16 protein-coding genes and 1 tRNA gene are annotated in these 18,695 nt (G+C 34.1%); 9 read left to right on the top strand and 8 right to left on the bottom strand.

Translation table 11 applies throughout. From position 1 onward, the window contains the following. Positions 1-94: 94 nt before the first annotated feature. The 3 genes from AAGD44_RS06740 to AAGD44_RS06730 form a co-directional block, all read right to left on the bottom strand. Positions 95-2,350 (bottom strand): tetratricopeptide repeat protein, encoded by a 2,256-nt coding sequence (locus tag AAGD44_RS06740; protein ID WP_341763916.1) that lies wholly within the window; start codon positions 2,348-2,350, stop codon positions 95-97. Between the two features lie 61 nt (positions 2,351-2,411). After that, complete coding sequence (locus tag AAGD44_RS06735) at positions 2,412-2,573, bottom strand: zinc-finger domain-containing protein (protein WP_341763915.1); 162 nt, start codon at positions 2,571-2,573, stop codon at positions 2,412-2,414. Between the two features lie 103 nt (positions 2,574-2,676). After that, positions 2,677-3,333 carry a phosphatase PAP2 family protein gene (locus tag AAGD44_RS06730; protein WP_341763914.1) on the bottom strand — a complete coding sequence of 219 codons (657 nt, stop codon included), beginning with the start codon at positions 3,331-3,333 and terminating at the stop codon, positions 2,677-2,679. A gap of 29 nt (positions 3,334-3,362) precedes the next feature. Here AAGD44_RS06730 and AAGD44_RS06725 point away from each other — a divergent pair, with 29 nt between their 5' ends. The 5 genes from AAGD44_RS06725 to nuoF are packed head-to-tail and all read left to right on the top strand — an operon-like array spanning position 3,363 to position 7,099. Beyond that, positions 3,363-4,109 (top strand): MBL fold metallo-hydrolase, encoded by a 747-nt coding sequence (locus tag AAGD44_RS06725; RefSeq protein ID WP_341763913.1) that lies wholly within the window; start codon positions 3,363-3,365, stop codon positions 4,107-4,109. 1 nt (position 4,110) lies between these two features. After that, entirely contained in the window at positions 4,111-4,833 is a 723-nt protein-coding gene (locus AAGD44_RS06720; protein ID WP_341763912.1) for an amino acid ABC transporter ATP-binding protein, read from the top strand. A 4-nt stretch (positions 4,834-4,837) separates the two neighbouring features. Continuing rightward, on the top strand, positions 4,838-5,542 hold the full coding sequence (locus AAGD44_RS06715; RefSeq protein WP_341763911.1) for a TIGR02281 family clan AA aspartic protease: 705 nt from the start codon (positions 4,838-4,840) through the stop codon (positions 5,540-5,542). Between the two features lie 48 nt (positions 5,543-5,590). Continuing rightward, positions 5,591-5,806: a palindromic element RPE1 domain-containing protein gene (locus tag AAGD44_RS06710; protein WP_341763910.1), complete on the top strand. Its 216-nt coding sequence runs from the start codon at positions 5,591-5,593 to the stop codon at positions 5,804-5,806. Positions 5,807-5,815: 9 nt separating this feature from the next. Beyond that, on the top strand, positions 5,816-7,099 hold the full coding sequence (nuoF, locus tag AAGD44_RS06705) for an NADH-quinone oxidoreductase subunit NuoF (protein ID WP_341763909.1): 1,284 nt from the start codon (positions 5,816-5,818) through the stop codon (positions 7,097-7,099). A gap of 155 nt (positions 7,100-7,254) precedes the next feature. Here the strand turns inward: nuoF and murA are convergent, their stop codons facing one another. The 3 genes from murA to cmk all read right to left on the bottom strand — a co-directional run bounded on the left by murA (position 7,255) and on the right by cmk (position 11,704). Beyond that, positions 7,255-8,529, bottom strand: coding sequence for a UDP-N-acetylglucosamine 1-carboxyvinyltransferase (gene murA / locus AAGD44_RS06700; RefSeq protein WP_341763908.1), 1,275 nt, complete (start codon positions 8,527-8,529; stop codon positions 7,255-7,257). A 228-nt stretch (positions 8,530-8,757) separates the two neighbouring features. After that, complete coding sequence (locus AAGD44_RS06695) at positions 8,758-10,491, bottom strand: 30S ribosomal protein S1 (protein ID WP_341763907.1); 1,734 nt, start codon at positions 10,489-10,491, stop codon at positions 8,758-8,760. Positions 10,492-11,053: 562 nt separating this feature from the next. Continuing rightward, a complete protein-coding gene (gene cmk, locus AAGD44_RS06690) occupies positions 11,054-11,704 on the bottom strand; it encodes a (d)CMP kinase (RefSeq protein WP_341763906.1) in 651 nt (216 codons plus the stop codon). A 651-nt stretch (positions 11,705-12,355) separates the two neighbouring features. On the opposite strand from cmk, the gene AAGD44_RS06685 reads away from it, so the two are divergent. Then, positions 12,356-12,432 (top strand) — tRNA-Val (locus tag AAGD44_RS06685). Positions 12,433-12,457: 25 nt separating this feature from the next. Here the strand turns inward: AAGD44_RS06685 and hpf are convergent. Beyond that, entirely contained in the window at positions 12,458-13,030 is a 573-nt protein-coding gene (hpf, locus tag AAGD44_RS06680; RefSeq protein ID WP_341763905.1) for a ribosome hibernation-promoting factor, HPF/YfiA family, read from the bottom strand. A gap of 1,306 nt (positions 13,031-14,336) precedes the next feature. Between hpf and AAGD44_RS06675 the strand changes: the two genes are divergently transcribed. After that, positions 14,337-15,893: an ankyrin repeat domain-containing protein gene (locus AAGD44_RS06675; protein ID WP_341763904.1), complete on the top strand. Its 1,557-nt coding sequence runs from the start codon at positions 14,337-14,339 to the stop codon at positions 15,891-15,893. 68 nt (positions 15,894-15,961) lie between these two features. On the opposite strand, the gene AAGD44_RS06670 is transcribed toward AAGD44_RS06675, so the two are convergent. Further along, positions 15,962-17,401 carry a peptidylprolyl isomerase gene (locus AAGD44_RS06670; RefSeq protein WP_341763903.1) on the bottom strand — a complete coding sequence of 480 codons (1,440 nt, stop codon included), beginning with the start codon at positions 17,399-17,401 and terminating at the stop codon, positions 15,962-15,964. A 260-nt stretch (positions 17,402-17,661) separates the two neighbouring features. Here AAGD44_RS06670 and AAGD44_RS06665 point away from each other — a divergent pair, with 260 nt between their 5' ends. Together AAGD44_RS06665 and secG are read left to right on the top strand one after the other, a co-directional pair. Then, positions 17,662-18,402 carry a triose-phosphate isomerase family protein gene (locus tag AAGD44_RS06665; protein WP_341763902.1) on the top strand — a complete coding sequence of 247 codons (741 nt, stop codon included), beginning with the start codon at positions 17,662-17,664 and terminating at the stop codon, positions 18,400-18,402. Beyond that, positions 18,403-18,693, top strand: coding sequence for a preprotein translocase subunit SecG (secG, locus tag AAGD44_RS06660; protein ID WP_341763901.1), 291 nt, complete (start codon positions 18,403-18,405; stop codon positions 18,691-18,693). The last annotated feature ends 2 nt before the right edge of the window (positions 18,694-18,695 follow it).

Raw genomic sequence — 18,695 nt, 5'->3', positions numbered from 1 at the left:
CTTATGCAACAACACTAACTAGTAGATCTAGGTTCTTATATCTTAGAAATAAGTTATAAGTAGATATCAGAACCTAGGGACAGTTATAAAAACTCTAATTTTTATGATCTGCAACTCCCTTATACTGTTTACAATATTTTAACATAGCAATAGTATTGGGATGGTTTTCCCCAAATTCCTTTAGCTGCTGATAACGAAAGATAGTATAATTATATACATTCTTTAACTTACATGCAGCTTTAGCTCCTTGTAGGTATAGGTAGCTTACCTGCGCTACATTTTTTAAATTCTTTCCATACAGGTAAGAATATATCATGTGAGCCTTTTTATATGATTCTATTGCTTTCCTCAGATGATTTTTAGCAAACAAGACTTCTCCTTGTACTACATAGCTAGCTGCCAGCTCAGGATCTTCTGAGTAAGCGATATTTTTTGGATTTCGCAGTTCATCCGCTAATAATATACCAATAGCTTTATTAATATGCTCCAAAGCTTTAGGCAACTTTTCTTGTCCTAATTCACTCCTAGCAAACTGAATATAAATTCGAGAAAATATTGCAGGATTTTCTTTTTTTACATTGCTATATATCTTATATGCTTGCTCAACTTGTTTATAAGCTTCTCTATATCTACCAATTGAATTTAATATTGCCCCTTTACATAAATAACGAACAGATAATACTGTATCATTACTATCAGTACCCATGTCAAATAGCGTTTTGATAGATTGATTAAGCTTTTCTAACGCCTCAATATATTTCCCTTGTGTGTATAATAAACATGCCTTAACAGTATAGAGGCTGATTATATCCCCTCCGGATACTAACCCACTATTAAGCATGTTTTCCATTATTTGAATATTTTTTTCTGCTTGTGGTAAATCTCCTAAGCGAATATTAATATCAGCCAGAAGGTGAAATATATCATATTTAAAGGCTTCATACCCTTTAATAACACTCAGTACTCCTTTTGCTTCAGTATAATATTCAAGCGCCTTACCCCACTGGCATATATATCTATAATACATTCCTATAAGTTCTAAATAAGAAGCGTATGCAGCTTTTTCATAATTGCTCATTACCCATACTTTAAATTTTCCTTCTTGTTTATTTTTGTTAAACCAATTTACTAATTTTTCTGCCTTATAATTGTTGAAAGAATCAATATATTGTGTCATTAAATTTTCATTCAGGAGCAATAATTTATATATATTAATATTATATTTTTGGGCATTCTTGACAATTATTTCAAAGTTATCGTGGATAGTTTTAGAATTTCTAAAGTGATAGGCCTTGATAATATCGTCAGGGATGAAGTTAACTAATTTAACTATTATATCCTCTAAATACTCTTTATTATTTTTATTACCATTTATTTCTCGTACTTTGTCAGCAATGATATCATGCATTTCAAAAATTGGGTTCTTGGGGCCTGTATCAATATAACTGATTAATAAAAATTTAGATAATTGGGAAATATCCTCTTTTATCGTATCTTCATTTTGGATAATAGCACGCAGCATTTCATAAGAAAAACCCTGATTATTTATTAAAGCAATCTTACTCAGTAAACTAACGGCACTAGGAGACAGTTCGTTAATAGCTCTGTTGATATTTACTTCTATTTTATCGGCGGATTGATAAATCTTTTTTTTATATTCTTCTCTACTTAAACCCTTAATTTTATTGAGTAACTGCGCCCCTTGTACTAGTAATATTGGATACCCACTGAAGGCTTTTATTAAAAATTCACTATCTTGCACATTTTGGGTAGCTAATAAGCTTTTGGTTAACTTAATAGCATCTTCTTCCGCCAGTAAATTCATTTCCAAAACATTGGGTAGCCCTTTACTATCTTGCGAACAAAAGATAAGCGCCCCTTTATGATGCCAATCTATTATCTCTTTGATTTTCTTATTTTCCCCAATCTTCAGGTTATCAAATACCAATAACCATTTTTTTTGATGGAACAGGTAATTAATCACTTCCTCCTGGGCCGAATTAGCTTCTTCCGAAATATTAGCTTTGAGAAACTGGTTAAGCTGTTTAGCTAACTTTATAAATTCTTCTTTTAAATTGAGGTTGCAATCGAAAAACCAAATAATATTGTACAAATCTTGGTTTTTTTGGGCATATATTCTTGCGAGCTGAGTCTTTCCTATACCACTAGTCCCGATAATACTTACTTTTCTATGCTGGCTTAAATGTTCTTTAATTTCTTTAAGCTGCTTTTCGTGGTTTACAAAATAACTAATAGGTATAATCAGATTAGTAATCTGTTGCGCTGCCAAAGCCTTATTATACGATATGCCTAGCCATATTATTATTAGCCATCGTAAAGATTTTTTCATGATAGTTATCCTAAAATTCTAAAGTTTATTATCTGTTATTATATGCTACTTTAGATTTAGGTCATTTAGAATTTAACACGAAATTTTTACTGCAATATGGGCACCTAATAGATCCAATATTCGGGTCTATTGCTAAATAAATTGTTGGGTGATCAAAAGGTGGTTCTTTACCCAAGCACAACACAGAAGGAGAGTTTGTTTTAATAATTTCTATATTTTGCATAAATTTAAAACTACATACAAAATTTTTTAGTATATTCGAATGATCCTATTATAATCATAACTTGAATTTATTCAAAATAAAAATTTCCTTCACAGAACCTAAGTTAAATATATAATTTTTTTATAATAATCTCCCCAATGCGTTTTATTAAATTATTAGAAAAAGTTCTAAATATTGTTTTGCTAATTATTATAATGAAGGCAGTGATAATATAACTATATATAATATCTGCTGGATAATGCATGGCTAAGGTAATACGTGAGAGAGCAGCTAATAGCATTATTAGGGCAGTAACAATTTTTTGAGGAATTGTTATATTTGACCAAATGCTATAGGCCACTATTAATGTAAGGCCCGCATGACTACTAGGAAAGCTTGATAAACATCTCTCTAAGCTCACATCAGCAATAGTGGTAAAGCTATGGTCCGGTAGTGAACAAAATGGCCTAGGGAGATTAACAGAAAATTTTAATAGAGTATAAGTTAAACCAAATATGATATAGATTATTCCCAGAAGAAATAACCTATTATATATCGGCCAGAATTTTATATAGAACTGGCCAAAATCTTGAATCTTTTTTAAGCGGATATAAAAGTAGATGCTATATATAAAATAAGCTATAGCAAAATTACTAATATTAAAACAATAAGAGATGATTTGGAGAATATAGACTAGTATGTTAGAATAATTTGTTATTTTATTAAGATATAAAAATATTTCTTGATTCAGGCCTAGGAAGTTATATAAAAATTCAAACATTTTTAATTTGGTTTAAGTAAATAAATATCATGCTAAAAGTTACAGTACTAGGGTGTGGTGCGTCACTTGGCGTTCCTGTAATTGGTTGCGAATGCAATATTTGCACTTCTCAATCAAACTATAATAAAAGAACCAGATCATCAATATATATCGATGATGATGATAGTCAAATTCTTATTGATTTTGGTTTTGATATTAAAGACCAATTAATAAGAGAGAAAGTTAAAAAAGTAGATGCAGCTATCTTAACCCATGATCACGCCGATCATGTTAGTGGAATCGATAATTTACGGGTATTCCCATTTATTCAAAAAAAACCACTAGCGATATTTTCGGATTATGACACGATAGACAGGATAGTAGCACGTAATCAGTATTTATTTGCTCCTGAAAAATTAGTTGGCAAATCTATAGATTTTTTTACAAAATGTACTATTAACACTATAGAAGTACAATTCTTTAGACAAAATCATGGCTCTATAGATAGTTTAGGAATAAGAATAGGGGATTTTGTGTATTCTAGTGATGTTGCAGATTTTCCAGAAGAATCTAAGGGCTTTTTACAAGATATTAAAGTTTGGATTTTAGATTGTATGGCGTATAAATCTAATGACCATCATGCAGGTTTAGATAAAATTTTACAATGGAATAAGGAATTTAACCCTCAACAAATATTATTAACTAATATGAATCATTTCATTGATTATCATGAAATACTAAAAATCTTACCCTCTAATATCAAGCCATTATACGATGGTTATAAATTAGTGGTTTAATATGATAAAAATTGATAAAGTGTCTAAGTGCTATCATAAAACTTATGCGCTTAAAGAAGTAAGCCTAGAATTCAACAAAAAGGAAACTATAGCAATTTTAGGTTCTTCTGGAAGTGGGAAATCAACTCTATTACGTATTATTAATGGTTTGGAAACCCCAACTAACGGAGATGTTTTTATTAATGATCAAAAGTTGAATCAAAAAAATAAAAGAGAACTTTGTCTTAAAACTGGTATGGTGTTTCAAGCTTTTAATCTTTTTCCACATTTTAATGTCCAAGATAATTTGATATATGCGCCGGTCAATGTGTTAAAAATAGGACAAAAAGCGGCAATGATAAAGGCAGAAAAATTACTTGCTCAATTTAACCTACAGCAAAAAATCGCCTCCTTTCCTGTTAACCTGTCTGGAGGGGAAAAACAAAGGGTAGCAATTTGTCGGGCCTTAATGATGGACCCAGAAATAATGCTATTTGATGAGCCAACTTCTGCGCTAGATCCTGAAAATATTAAAGATATTATTGAAAGCATCACCTTATTAAAGCTTCAAGTAATCATGGTGATAGTGACTCATCATATTAAGTTTGCTCAAATGATAGCCGATAGGATAATTTTTATGAATCAGGGACAAGTACTAGCAGACCAGCCTAGTGAGAAATTTTTTGCGCAACCTGAATCTCATAGGGCTAGGTTATTTTTGGAAAATATAGGGGAGTTAATGTGAATTAATGAAAATCATAATAAAATTCATAATAATTCTTTTTATTAGCACTATTGTCACTTTTGTTATATATAAAATGGTAGGAAATAAACTACCAGATTTCTCTTGGGAGGATATAGATCTTGCTGCACTTTTTATGGGGGTGGCAGGGGCCTTATGGGCCTTAATTTTTCTTTATAATGCTTTCCTTCAAAAAAATATTATTTTATTTTCGACGCAACTGCTAATTTGGATAGGGATATTGCTTGTTATAATTATTGGTTATGCTTTTAGATTTGAGTTAAATTATGTATCACAAAGAGTTATAGCGGTACTGGTACCTTCATATAGTTGGGTTAATACGCACGGGGAAATAGTAACTCACCGCAATAGTGATGGACATTTTTATATTGATGCTTTTGTTAATGGAGTAAAAATTAGGTTTATGGTGGATACTGGCGCCAGAGATGTAGCCTTAACAACCAAAGATGCAAAGAAACTAAATTTTGACTTATCAGCGATGAAGTTTACCAAAACTTATTCTACCGCTAATGGGGTAAGCAAGGCTGCTTATGTGGAATTAGATAATATCAAGTTAGGGGATAGCAATTTTAGGAAAGTGGGAGCCCATGTTGGTATGGGAGGACTGGATATATCGCTATTAGGTATGTCGGTATTAGAACGATTTAAAAGTTTTAGGATAGAGAGAGATACGCTAATTTTAAGTTACTAACCCTAACTTAATAGCCTTCCTACATAAGTCGAAAAAATAGTAGACCTCTTGCATAACCTAAAGATAATTGAAGAATTTTTAGGAGAAACGAAGTCGAGTACCGCAGCGTACATAGACGTACGTGAGGATTCGAGCCTAGACTCGACGTACAAATTACCAACAGAAGTAGAGTTTCGAAAGAGGTCTACTAGCTCGACCTGTGCAGGAAGGCTAATATATAACCACAAGTGGAAAATTGAAAATCAACCCTCTGATTATTTGTAGTAATAATTTATGTTAAAAAATAGTGATAAGGTTTTTGCTAATCTTAATGGCCAAGAAAAATGTGATATAGATAGTAGTAAGAAACGAGGAGACTGGGATAATACCAAGGATCTTATTAATAAAGGTAGAGAATGGATCATTGAAGAAGTAAAAAAATCTGGGCTTAGAGGGAGAGGGGGGGCTGGATTCCCTACTGGTACTAAATGGTCCTTCATGCCTAAAGAACATCCTAAACCTAGTTATTTAGTAGTGAATGCCGATGAGTCCGAGCCTGGTACTTGTAAGGACCGAGATATTTTAAGGTATGAACCCCATAAGCTACTAGAAGGATGCGTACTTGCTAGCTTTGCTATTAAGGCCCATACTTGCTATATATATATTCGCGGTGAATTTTATAATGAGTCCTCAAATATCCAAAGGGCAATAGATGAAGCTTATGAAGCTGGTTTTATTGGCCCCAATGTTTGCGGTACAGAATATAGGCTTGATATTTACCTGCACCGAGGCGCTGGCGCCTATATTTGTGGCGAAGAAACAGCATTACTTGAAAGTCTAGAAGGTAACAAAGGATTTCCAAGGTTAAAACCCCCCTTTCCAGCTAGCTTTGGTTTATATGGCTGCCCTACTACCATTAATAATGTTGAATCGATTGCAGTTGTTCCTACCATACTTCGCCGTGGCGGTGAGTGGTTTGCGTCCCTGGGCAAACCCAATAATACTGGGACTAAGATTTTTTGTATTTCAGGTCATGTTAATAAACCATGTAATGTTGAAGAAACTTTAGGAATTCCTTTGAGAGAATTAATTGATCAATATGCTGGCGGCGTACGGGGAGGCTGGGATAACCTTAAAGCTATTATCCCGGGCGGTTCTTCCATCCCATTACTTCCAAAATTATTATGCGAAGAAGCTACCATGGATTTTGATAGCTTGAAAGCTCTAGGGTCAGCCTTAGGAACTGGCGGAATAATTGTTATGGATAATTCTACTGATATCATTTATGCAATCGCACGCCTTAGTAAATTTTATATGCATGAATCTTGTGGGCAATGCACTCCTTGTCGAGAAGGGACAGGCTGGATGTGGCGTATTATGATGAAATTAGTGAAAGGACAGGCTCGAATGGAAGAAATAGATCAACTATTAGATACTACCAAAATGATAGAAGGGCGTACTATTTGCGCTCTAGGAGATGCTGCAGCTTGGCCTATACAAGGGCTAATTCGTCATTTTCGTCATGAAATTGAAGATAGAATTAAAAATCCCAGCCAATTTATATTGTCTTCCGCTTGAGATTAGAGAGTATACTGCTCGTACTTCAAGAATTGGATTTTATTTTAAATGGCGAGCGCGCGCAGCGTATATGCTAGTACGTGAGCACGTGAGTCCATGATAAAATAAAAAAACAATTTTTGAAAGACGAGTAGTATACAGGAAGCCTACAGAACCTACAAGGTATCTTTTCGGACACGCCGTATCTCTGCCCCACAATTTATTAATTTTTGTTCTAAAGCTTGGTAGCCCCGATCTAAATGGTGGATTTTATGGATTATAGTTTGATCCTGAGCTGTGAGCCCAGCTAAGACTAATGATACTGAGGCTCTAAGGTCGCTTGCCATCACTTCTGCGCCCACTAAAGATTGCACCCCCGATATTCGTGCCCTATTCCCTTTAATCGTAATACGAGCGCCCATTCGACATAATTCAGGCACATGCATAAAACGATTTTCAAAAATATTTTCTGTAATTATAGAGTAGCCGCTACATAAAGACATTAAGCTCATGAATTGGGCTTGTAAATCAGTGGCAAAACCCGGATACGGGTTAGTTTGAATATTGACAGGATCTATTTTACCTACGTAAGTAATTTTGAGACCTCTATCAATAGGTAAGACTTGTATCCCTGCTTTAAGTAGTTTTACGACCAGATTTTTAATTATCTTATATTCGATACCGTAAATATTTAAATCACCTTTAGTAATTGCTGCTGCTATCATATAGGTACCCGCTTCAATACGATCGGGCATAATTGAGTAAGTGGCATTGTTTAAATGGCTTTTACCAATAATTTTAATTGTGCTGCTCCCTATTCCATAAATCTCAGATCCCATCTTTTTTAAACAATGGCATAAATCAACTATTTCTGGCTCCCTAGCACAATTCAATAAAGTTGTTTCTCCGTTAGCTAAAGTAGCAGCCATTATAGCATTAATGGTTGCACCAACCGATATTCTATTAAAGGTGAAATTTACCCCGTTCAATCTACCTTTAACTTTAGCATTAATATAACCATGATCAACCTTAATGTCTGCTCCCATAGCTTGTAACACCGCGATATGTAGGTCAACTTGCCTAGCTCCTATAGCGCACCCTCCCGGTAGGGAAACTTTTGCTTCAGAAAACCTGGAAAGCAAAGGAGCAAGTACCCAAATCGAAGCTCGCATTTTACATACAATATCATAAGGAGCAACAAGGTTATTCACTTTACTGCTGTCAATTTCTATACTTAAATGCTGCGGATGTTCTGTCACCGTGATGATACTACCCATCTCGTTGAGGAGAGTTTTCATGGTAGTAATATCCGTAAGATTTGGAATATTATTTAAGCTAAGTTTACTGGTAAGTAAAGAGGCGGCCATAATTGGTAATGCTGAATTTTTAGCACCACTAACATTAATATCCCCTTTCAGAGGGATTCCCCCTTGAATTATTAAGCTATCCATACAAAATTTCTAATTATTAACTGCCCAGCATATTGCTCATACTTTAGATTTCCTGCATGAGTCAAAAAAGCACTCGGGATTTTTAGGAAAAACGAAGCTGAGCCGAGCTGCATTCATGTACGCAGCTCAGGAGCGGAGGCAAGTTTTGACGACAAAATCACCAGCTAGATCGACTTATGCAGGAAGTCTAATAAAAGACAATTCGGCAGAATGAGTAGCGTATATCACTTATTTTTGATGCTTACTATTATCAAGTGCCGCCCCTAGAATGTCTCCAAGACTAGCTCCGCTATCATTAGAGCCGTATTCTTTGATAGCTTTCTTCCTTTCTTCCAATTCAAGAGCTTTGATTGATAAAGTAATTTTACGTGATGCTTTATCTATAGCAATAACTTTCGCCTCTATTTTGTCACCAACGCAAAATTTTTCAACTTTCTGATCATCCCTTTCGCTTGAAAGCTCAGATTTCTTAATAAAGCCTATGACTTGTTCATCTAAAGCAACTTCGATCCCATCCTCTTTAAGTGCAATCACTGAACAAGGAATAATCATATTTTTTTTGTAAGTTTCAAACTCTTCGGGTAAGGTGTCTTCAGTTAACTGCTTGATACCCAATCCTATGCGTTCTTTCTCAATATCTATTGATAATACTTTACAGTCTATTAAATCATTCTTTTTATAGGATTTTAATAACTCAGCCCCATTACCTTCCCAACTAATATCAGTTTCATGAATCATCCCATCAATATTATCCTCAAGAGCCACAAATAATGCAAAATCCGTAATATTCCTGATCGGAGCCGCTTCAATGATACTCCCAACCGGATGTTTGTGAGCGAATTCAACTAGTGGGTTTTCTTGACATTGTTTAATACTTAAAGAGATTCTATGTTTATTGGTATCCACTTCTAGAATTTTAAATTGAACTTCCTGGCCTATAGTCAGCATTTTCTTAGGATGTTGATTTGTTTTAACCCAATTAATTTCACTTGAATGAACCAACCCTTCAATTCCATCTTTTAACTCAATAAATACCCCATAGTCAGCAATATTTGTTACTTTACCAATCATGGCTTTGCCAACTGGAAACTCCTCTTTTATGCTTTGCCATGGGTTATGGTCTAGTTGCTTCATGCCAAGAGAAATCTTTTTCGTTTCTTCGTTATACTCAATCACTATTACTTTAACTTTTTGCCCTATCGCTAACACTTCCGAAGGGTGATTGATTCTACTCCATGATATATCTGTCACATGTAGTAAAGCATCAACATTCCCTAAATCAATGAAGGCCCCATAATGAGTAAGATTTTTTACCATTCCCTCTAATATTACTCCCTTCTTGATTTTCGATAACATTTCTTCGCGTGCTTCAGATCGTGATTCTTCAAGTATAGCTCTCCTAGACACTACTATATTACCAAGTTTTTTATCCATCTTTAAAATTTGAAATGGCTGTTTAATCCCCATTAGCGAAGACACATCTTTTATAGGTCTAACGTCTACTTGACTCCCTGGTAAGAAAGCAACAACTCCTGATAAATCAACGGTAAAACCTCCTTTAACTCGGCCAAATATTACCCCATCAACAAATTGGCCTTTTGCACATGCAGTTTCTAAATGTCCCCATGCTTCTTCTCTAATAGCTTTTTCTCGGCTTAGAATAGTTTTGCCGTTACGCCCTTCTAGTTTTTCAATATATACATCAACTATCTCCCCCATCGCAGGTAAAGGCTGGTTATGGGCCAAATCAAATTCTTCGATAGGTACTCTACCTTCATTTTTTAGTCCTACATCAATAATAATAATACTTTTAGTAACCCCGACCACCTGTCCTTTAACGACAGTGCCTTCTTTTACGTGGCTAGTACTTATAGTATCGAGCATTTCTTCAAACTGTTCATTAGCTTGAATATTTGTTTCAGCAAGTTGCGGGACGAATTTTTTCTTAAATTTTATTTGCATATTTTTCTCTAATACTAGCTTGTGCAATCTAGCATGAAATTTTAAAGGTTAAAAATAAACTGAACTAATACTAGGGGCACTGAACCTAGTCAATTAATAGTCCTCTTGGCCAAATTCTATACTTGCTGCTTTCATTAGGACAAGGTCTCTAAACACCAAATCTTTCTATATATTTCTTTTTATATATTTTAAGGAGATATTAGCAAAGCACAAATCAAATTTTTTGTGATTTGTGCTCCGCAGCAACCAGGTATTTCATAGTCAATAGACTTCCTGCATAAGTCGAAAATAGTTAAGGGATTTTTAGGAAAAACGAAGCTGAGCACCTCAGTGTACGGGGATGTACATGAGGAGCGTCAGGCCAAGTTGTGACAACAAAATCATCCACTAGATCGACTTATGCAGGAAGTCTAACACTGCTCCCCTATTTCCACTGCGTATCATAAAGCACAAAATAGGAGATCATTTAAAAATCATAACCAGATTATAGGGCAGTTTCTACAACTAATTCTTGATATTTTCTGTAATGCAGGGTCTTGATAGCACTTATCTCAAAGCCATATTACCGCATAGAAATAAATTCTATTATTTTATCTAATACCTCTTGTGGAGCTAAAAGAGAAGTATCAATTTCCAAAGCACCTTCAGGAATTGTTAAAGGAGAGCTAATACGCTCCCTATCCCTTTGATCCCTTATTTCTAACTGAGCTAAAATATCAGATAATGTATATCGTGTACCACTTTTATGTAATTCGTTATACCTTCTCTCCGAGCGGACCTTAATATCTGCGTTAATAAAAATTTTTAAGTCAGCTGAAGGCGCAATGACTGTTCCAATATCTCTTCCTTCCATAATAATTCTCGGAGTTATTCTTATCAATTCTACTAAATATTCCCCTAAATTACTTCTTACTTCTGGTATTATTGCAACTTGCGAGGCTATCATACCAATATTTTCTGCGCCCAGCTCTTTATCTTGTACAATACTGATATCTTGCGACAATTTAATTACTGCTTCTTGATCATTAGGATCAATCTTATTATTTATACAACTTAATGCTAAATTTCTATATACTTTACTAGACTGGAAGTAAGCTAATTCAAGCTTAGCGGCTAGGAGGCGACCAATTGTACCTTTGCCAGAAGCAGCTGGTCCATCTAAACTTACTACAAACTTATTATTAATATCAAAAGCTTTAGACCTGAGAGTCATATATACTCTTTACACTTTGAAGAATTGGTTTTTTAAAAAGTTGAAACTCTTGCGTACCAATATTCAATATATTATCTCCGCGCGTTCTCACTTGTTGCTCTCCATTCTCCCAATCAATTAAGTATATTATACAAATTTTGTGGAGGATCATAACAGAATATGGAAAATAGTGCAAATAGAACTTGAATTTTTTGTTATTATATACTAGGTTCTGTAGAGCTAATTAAATAAAAATAGAGAGACAGAATATAGCGTAAGATAATCGAATCTAAGCTATATAACATAATATACTGCTCGTCTTTCAAAAATTGGATTTTATTTTATCATGGACTCACGTGCTCACGTACTAGCATGTACGCAGCAAACGCTCACCATTTAAAATAAAATCCAATTTTTGAAAGACGAGCAGTATATATATCGCTTGCCCATGATAGAGTTGGCAGTACGATAGAAACAATTTCAAGAAGAGGCAGGAGGCTCAAAGTCGAGCAGCGGTGCGTACTAAAGTACGTGAGCAGCCTCGATCTTTAGGGCACGATGAACACGCCAATTCTTGAAGTTCATCGAGTATATACGCGCCTTTGAAAGAGTATACAAGCCTTATGAGGAATATAACCTTACTTCAAAAAATAATTTTAATAATTTCATTAAGGGCAGTTAGCTCAGCTGGTTAGAGCATTACGTTGACATCGTAAAGGTCGGTGGTTCGAACCCACTACTGCCCACCAGTATACTCCACAATTCAGCTTTAAATTATTTAGAGTCTATCCAAGAGATATTCCCATCGCGGCGATAATAAACTACGTTGATACGATTAGTATTAACATTTTGAAACATCAAAGCTGGTAGGTTTTCAAGATCCATTTTCATTACTGCTGCGCTTACTGATAAATTCAATATTTCTATGGATTTTTCCGCTATAATTACTGGGTTATCAGCTGTTATGTTATCATCTTCGTGCTGATTATTAGGAGTAATAACATATTTTATTGCTTCAGGAGCCAGTTCCGATATTTTAATTTTGTCATGACGGTCTTTAAGTTTAGATTTATATTTTCTCAGTTGTTTTTCCAACTTGGAAATCGCTATATCAAATGATGAGTATATTTCATCCGAAGTAGAATTGCTCTTTAATAGCATATGCCTACTAGTCCCATCATTAACTATAATATCACAAATAAATTGAAATCCATCTTTAGAGAAATGAATATTTGCGCTAATTGCATTAATAAGATACTTTCCAGTTATTTGTAAAGTGCGGTTTCTAACATATTCCTGTAGCGCATTGCCTACAGAAATATGTTGACCTGATATTGATATCTTCATAAACTGTCCTTAGATAATTTAGTAACAATTGTAATATTAGACTTCCTGCATAAGTCGAAAAAGCGCTCGGGGTTTTTAGAAAAACGAAGCCGAACCGAACTGCGTACGGGGATGTATATGAGGAGCGTCAGGCCACGTTGTGACAACAAAATCACCCACTAGATTGACTTATGCAGCAAGTCTCTATTAATCCAACCATATAACTCAATATATACTCGGTGAACTTCAAGAATGGCGTCGTCATGTCTAAAGATCTGCGATGCTCACGTACTATATACTCTGCGCTTCTCGACTTTGACACTCCTAGCTCTTCTTGAAGTTGACCTTCGTATACCAACTCTTCAGTTACGAGCAGTATATACGAATTCTAAATAAGATATGATTTCTTATCGAGAATAGAGGTATACTATTCGCCTTTCAAGAGTTGTTTTGTCATTTTATCAAAGTTTCGCGTGCTCACGTACTTAGTTGTACGCTCCGCGCGCTCACCCCTGGCAAATAAAATCCAACTCTTGAAATCCATTGCGTATATATACTGCTCGTACTTCAAGAATTTTAATTTGAAGCTATTTTTTAACAAAAATGAGCCATGTATTAGCTATTATCATTTCATCTATTACCAGAAAATCTTATAACTTGTAGCTACAAAGAACTCAATCTGGGCCCTTCTTATCCAAACCTAGTACAACAATAAGGCTGCTGTAAAAGATTTAAGACGTTATAACCCTCTCTTAATATATTATCTCCCCACCATTAATCTATTTTATCAAAAATTAAATATATTGATAGTATAAAATAGCTAGCTTTACAGAATACACCTCTCTTTTGGTAGTCAATCCAGCTAAATTAGTTACGCTGGCAACTACTGGGACTTTATTATAAATTTAAATCAACTCACTATATCGGATCCCGCTTATTTTGCTACTACTAATTCTATTGAAAGTAATTTTTATTATTCATTCAAAACTGCTCTAATTTATTACCCATAATATAAAGACTTACCATTGCATGGAAGGATAAAAAGTTATAGATTTAATGCGTATACTGCTCGTACCTGAAGAGTTGGTAGACGATAGAATCAACTTCAAGAATTGGATTTTATTTTAAATGGCGAGCGCGCGCAGCGTACATGCCAGTACGTGAGCACCTGCGTTCACGATAAAATAAAAAAACAATTCGGTAAAGTGAGTAGTATAATACTACTCCGATATGAACCAATTAATAGAAATTTACTTTCAAGAATTGTTTTTTTATTTTACCTTAAGATTCACATGCTATATAACAAGAAACATATGTAGGTATTAGAATGCACTTTACTTTGGGGAAAAAACATAAGAATTTGATTATTCTAAAGTCATTAATTAAATTAAGCTTTAATAAATCTATAGTAATAATGTTAGTAGCTATTTTTTTATTCCTTAACAAAGCTAACTCTGCGTTACCTCCTCTTCCGACCGAGTTACCCAACTCCGAGAATACCAAATCAAGCAATACCCAATCCTTTTTTGATAAAATTTTTAAGCCTAAAAAATCTGATTCTCCAGCAGTACAGCCAAAAAAGCAGAGCGTACAAGAGCCAACGGCTGATAGTAATATAGAAGAAGGCGAGCCTCTCATCGATTTAGGGGATAAAAAATTACCAATTTTAGACAACGAAAATATATTAGAAAAAAGAAAAGTAATTAACCAAGTACCGAAGCCCCTACCTGACCTAAATTCCGTTAAAGATACCCAAAATATTGATGATGTGATTCCTTCGCTACCTCCAGATTCTCAATATAAATTAAAACCACCGCCTTCACCTCACACCTCGCCAGTGCTGCCATCTGTGCCAGCAGACTCCACTACAAATGCTCTACCGGAGGAGAAAGCTCTAAAGATTTTATCGCCTATCCTTTCTCAGCCTGAAGAAAATCCTTTAACTACTAAGGTGCCAAAACCCCAACAAGTTAAAGAAGAGAGAGGAATATCTAGGGAGGAAACAGCACCCTCTTCTCCTCCCCTAACTAGTACGCCAGCTCCAGTTATTCCTAAGCTCTTACCAGAACAACCAAAAGAAAAGATTCATATTAAGACAGAAGAGGGAAAGGCTGCATCTGCTTCTCCTATTCCTCTATTAGATAAAGATATAATACCCACAAAACCTCAGGAACAAACCCCTGTACCAGTATTTGTCAAAGAAAGTCAACCAATTATAGAAGAAGATAAAAGTAGTAAGAAGAAAAATACCTCAGGAATAGTCGGAGAGGAGATGAATAAGCAAGAAGCAATACCTAAAACTCCCATAAAAGAGGCAACAAGTGCAAGAATAAATACAGTTCTTGAAAAGAATAATTCGGAAGAAGACAGCAAGGAATTAGCCCTGTTTATTCAAGATGAAATCCAAATGCTACATTTACCAAATGATGAGATAGTATTAGGAGTACTTACGGAAGAAGCTAGAATAGAGCAAATGGAGATTAGGTCATTTATTACTATGTTTCGACAAATTTACGACCGGCAAAAACAAGAAGCAAATAGGAATAAAGTGGATAATTTTATTGATCATTATAATTTGACTCAGCCTCCTGCCCTTAATAGAATCTTACTAGATAACGCTTTTGAAGCTATTAGACAAAATAATTTAATAGCCTTAAAAACTATCCTAGATTATTACCCAATTTTACAAAAACAGGACAGATACGATTATACCCTTTTACATGAAGCGGCTAAACTAAACAACTATTATGTAGCAAAATTTTTGCTTATTCGCGGTATAAATATTAACATTTTAGACAATCAATGTAGGACCGCCTTAGAAGTAGCTGCTCAGTATAATAGTATTGTTGCTTGTTTGATAAAACAAGCTCTAGGCGTTAACTAAACTCAAATCTCTATAAAAATATTTATTTTTATAGAGATTTGCTTGTTGAAGTAAGGGGCAGTCTATCCTTAAAGATTTATTGTCATTTTATTGTGCTTTATGAGATAGTTAATCAGTTCCTCAATAACCCCATCTTTTATATTATTAGCAATATTCTCTTTATTTTTATCCTGAATAGCATGTTTTTTTACCTTATCAATTCTTATTGATTTAATATGCGCAAAATATGCGTTACCTTGAGACTGAAAAACGGGAGTGTTGGAATTAAGAGGGGCTTGGAAAATTGATGATAATAAACCTTCAGGTAATTGCTTATTATCTTGTATCTCCTCTCGGATAAAATGTGCTGCTCGATTAATAGATATTCCTGGCATGACAATATTTTTACCAGAGACGTATTCTGTAGAGAGAGCTTGTATTTTTTTAAGGTTAAAATCTTTTAAATATTGCTCTTTCCATAATTTTTGCACCTGATCTTTAACTACTGCAAATTCTTGTATTTTAGCTGGTTGAATTTCTTGAACTTCTACTAATATACAAGAATCCTGATTTGGGTGCTCGAGTGGATATGATAATTCCCCTTCTGTTAGTTTAAAAATATTATCAGCATTGTGCAAAATATCAGCATTCTTAAGGGCTTCATTGTAAGTTATATAGTTTATATTTTGCAAGGGTAATTTATATTTCTGAGAAATCTCTATTAAACTTGAGCCAGCTGCTACCTCGTCCCCTAGTTCTCTTATTAATTGGTTATGAACAGTTTCTAATTTTTGTAATATTTCATTGGTTATTGTTATATAAGCTATACTACGCTTTTCTGGTAATTTAAATAAATTCTTATGGGTCTCATAAAACTCTTCCAGCTGAACTTGAGTAGGGGGAGGGATTGTTAATCCTTTAGGTTGGTGCTGCAAATTAACTTGCAGCAAATCTACCTCTCTTATTTCCGCTAGGTAATTAATAATATTTTGTACCAGCGTGTCAGATACTGGTATCCCTTCTACAAAAATACTAATTACCGTATTCGTTAATATCTGCTCTTTTAATCGCGCTAAATATTGCACTTCATTAATATAAGAATTTTTTAATAAATTTTTAAATAAGGTTAAATCAAATACGCCTTGTTCATTTTTGAAGTTAGGCGATTCTTTGATAACCTGCAGTATAGTATTATCAGATATATCTAGGTCGTAGTAACTCACCAAATAACTCAAGATACTATTATTGATAAGCCTTTTAAGGATAAAATCATCTAGGCGTAATTGCTTTATATCTTCTTCATTAAGAGTCACCTTGGTCTGACTTTGAATGAGATGAATTTGTTCAGCTTTTGCTTTCAAAAACTCATCTTGGCGAATGTTTTTGGCATGGGTAAATTTAACTACGTCAAAATTGCTATTAGATTGCAGTACATCTTTAATTCCCCAACCAACAAAGGCAAAGATAATCATGCCAAACAGAATTTTCATTACAAAACTATCGGCAGTCTTTCTAATATTATTTAGCATAAAATATACATTACTATTTAGTTTCTATGTTTCATTATGCAGGAAGTCTCATTAAGTTCTGTGAACATTTTTATCTACTGGTCGATTTCGTGGTTATTTTCGTTCTGGAATCCTTACCCACCTTATGTGTACTGTAGGCGAGCGAAGCCTGATAAATCTACTCATTACATAAAAATGTTCACAGAACCTAGTAAACCTTTACTAAAATAGTTCTGTGCTTTAATATCTGCAAGTTATTTTCTCTACTTATCAGTAATTTTATGAAAAAACTAATCATTGCCAATTGGAAAATGAATATGAGCCTAACGGATGCATGCGCATTTTGTATTAAGTTATCAGCACTAAAATATGATAATAGCCTGATTATAGCCCCTCCCTCCCTTTATCTTGCTTATTTATCGGATAAATTTAAATTTCTTACATTTTGCGCTCAAAATGTAAGCCGGTATGAAGGGCAAGGAAGCTATACTGGCGAATATTCCAGCTTATTACTCAAACTGAGTAATATTAATTATGCTATTGTTGGTCATAGTGATAGGAGAAATTTATTCAATGAAACAAATGAAATAATAAAACAAAAAGTAGAGAAATGCCTCCAAGCTGATATCACTCCTATTATTTGTATTGGGGAAGATTTAAAGGCAAGACAAAATAAGAATTATCAAGGATTTTTGTTAAGTCAGCTTACCGAAACATTACCTAATAGTTACAAGATGTTAAATAAAAATAAAAATATCATAATTGCCTATGAACCAATTTGGGCTATAGGAACTGGCTCTCTTCCACTGCAAGAGGAATTAATAGAGATATTTATGCTGATAAATTCATTCCTTAAGGAAAGCCAAGTTGCAAATAATGTCAGGTTGGTGTATGGTGGTTCTGTAAATTTAGATAATACAAAACAAATACTACGCTTACCTTATATTGATGGAGTTATGGTAGGGAAATCTTCTCTTAACCCACCGATTTTATTTCAAATGTTAAATTATGGATGTTTATAAATGATAAATATATTACTTTTTATTCATATTGTAATAGCCGCATTGTTAATCATAGTAATATTGATGCAAAAAACTGGGAATGATGGGCTTAGCAGTATAGGAGGCAACAATATGGGAGTTATGGCAGGCCGGACGGTAGTTAACTTTTTAACTAGGACTACAGTGATACTTGCCACCTTGTTTATTATTAATGCTATTATTCTTGCTAATCTTTCGTCTCGCAAAAACTCTAGTATAATTGAACAAATTGATACTAAGTTAGAAAATACTGGGGTACCGATTGCTAAATAGTA

Origin of the sequence: Candidatus Tisiphia endosymbiont of Beris chalybata (assembly GCF_964026555.1) — a bacterium.
In the GTDB taxonomy this organism is placed as follows: domain Bacteria; phylum Pseudomonadota; class Alphaproteobacteria; order Rickettsiales; family Rickettsiaceae; genus Tisiphia.
Note: the sequence above shows the minus strand (reverse complement) of the source record. Positions and strands in the feature narration are given on the sequence as shown.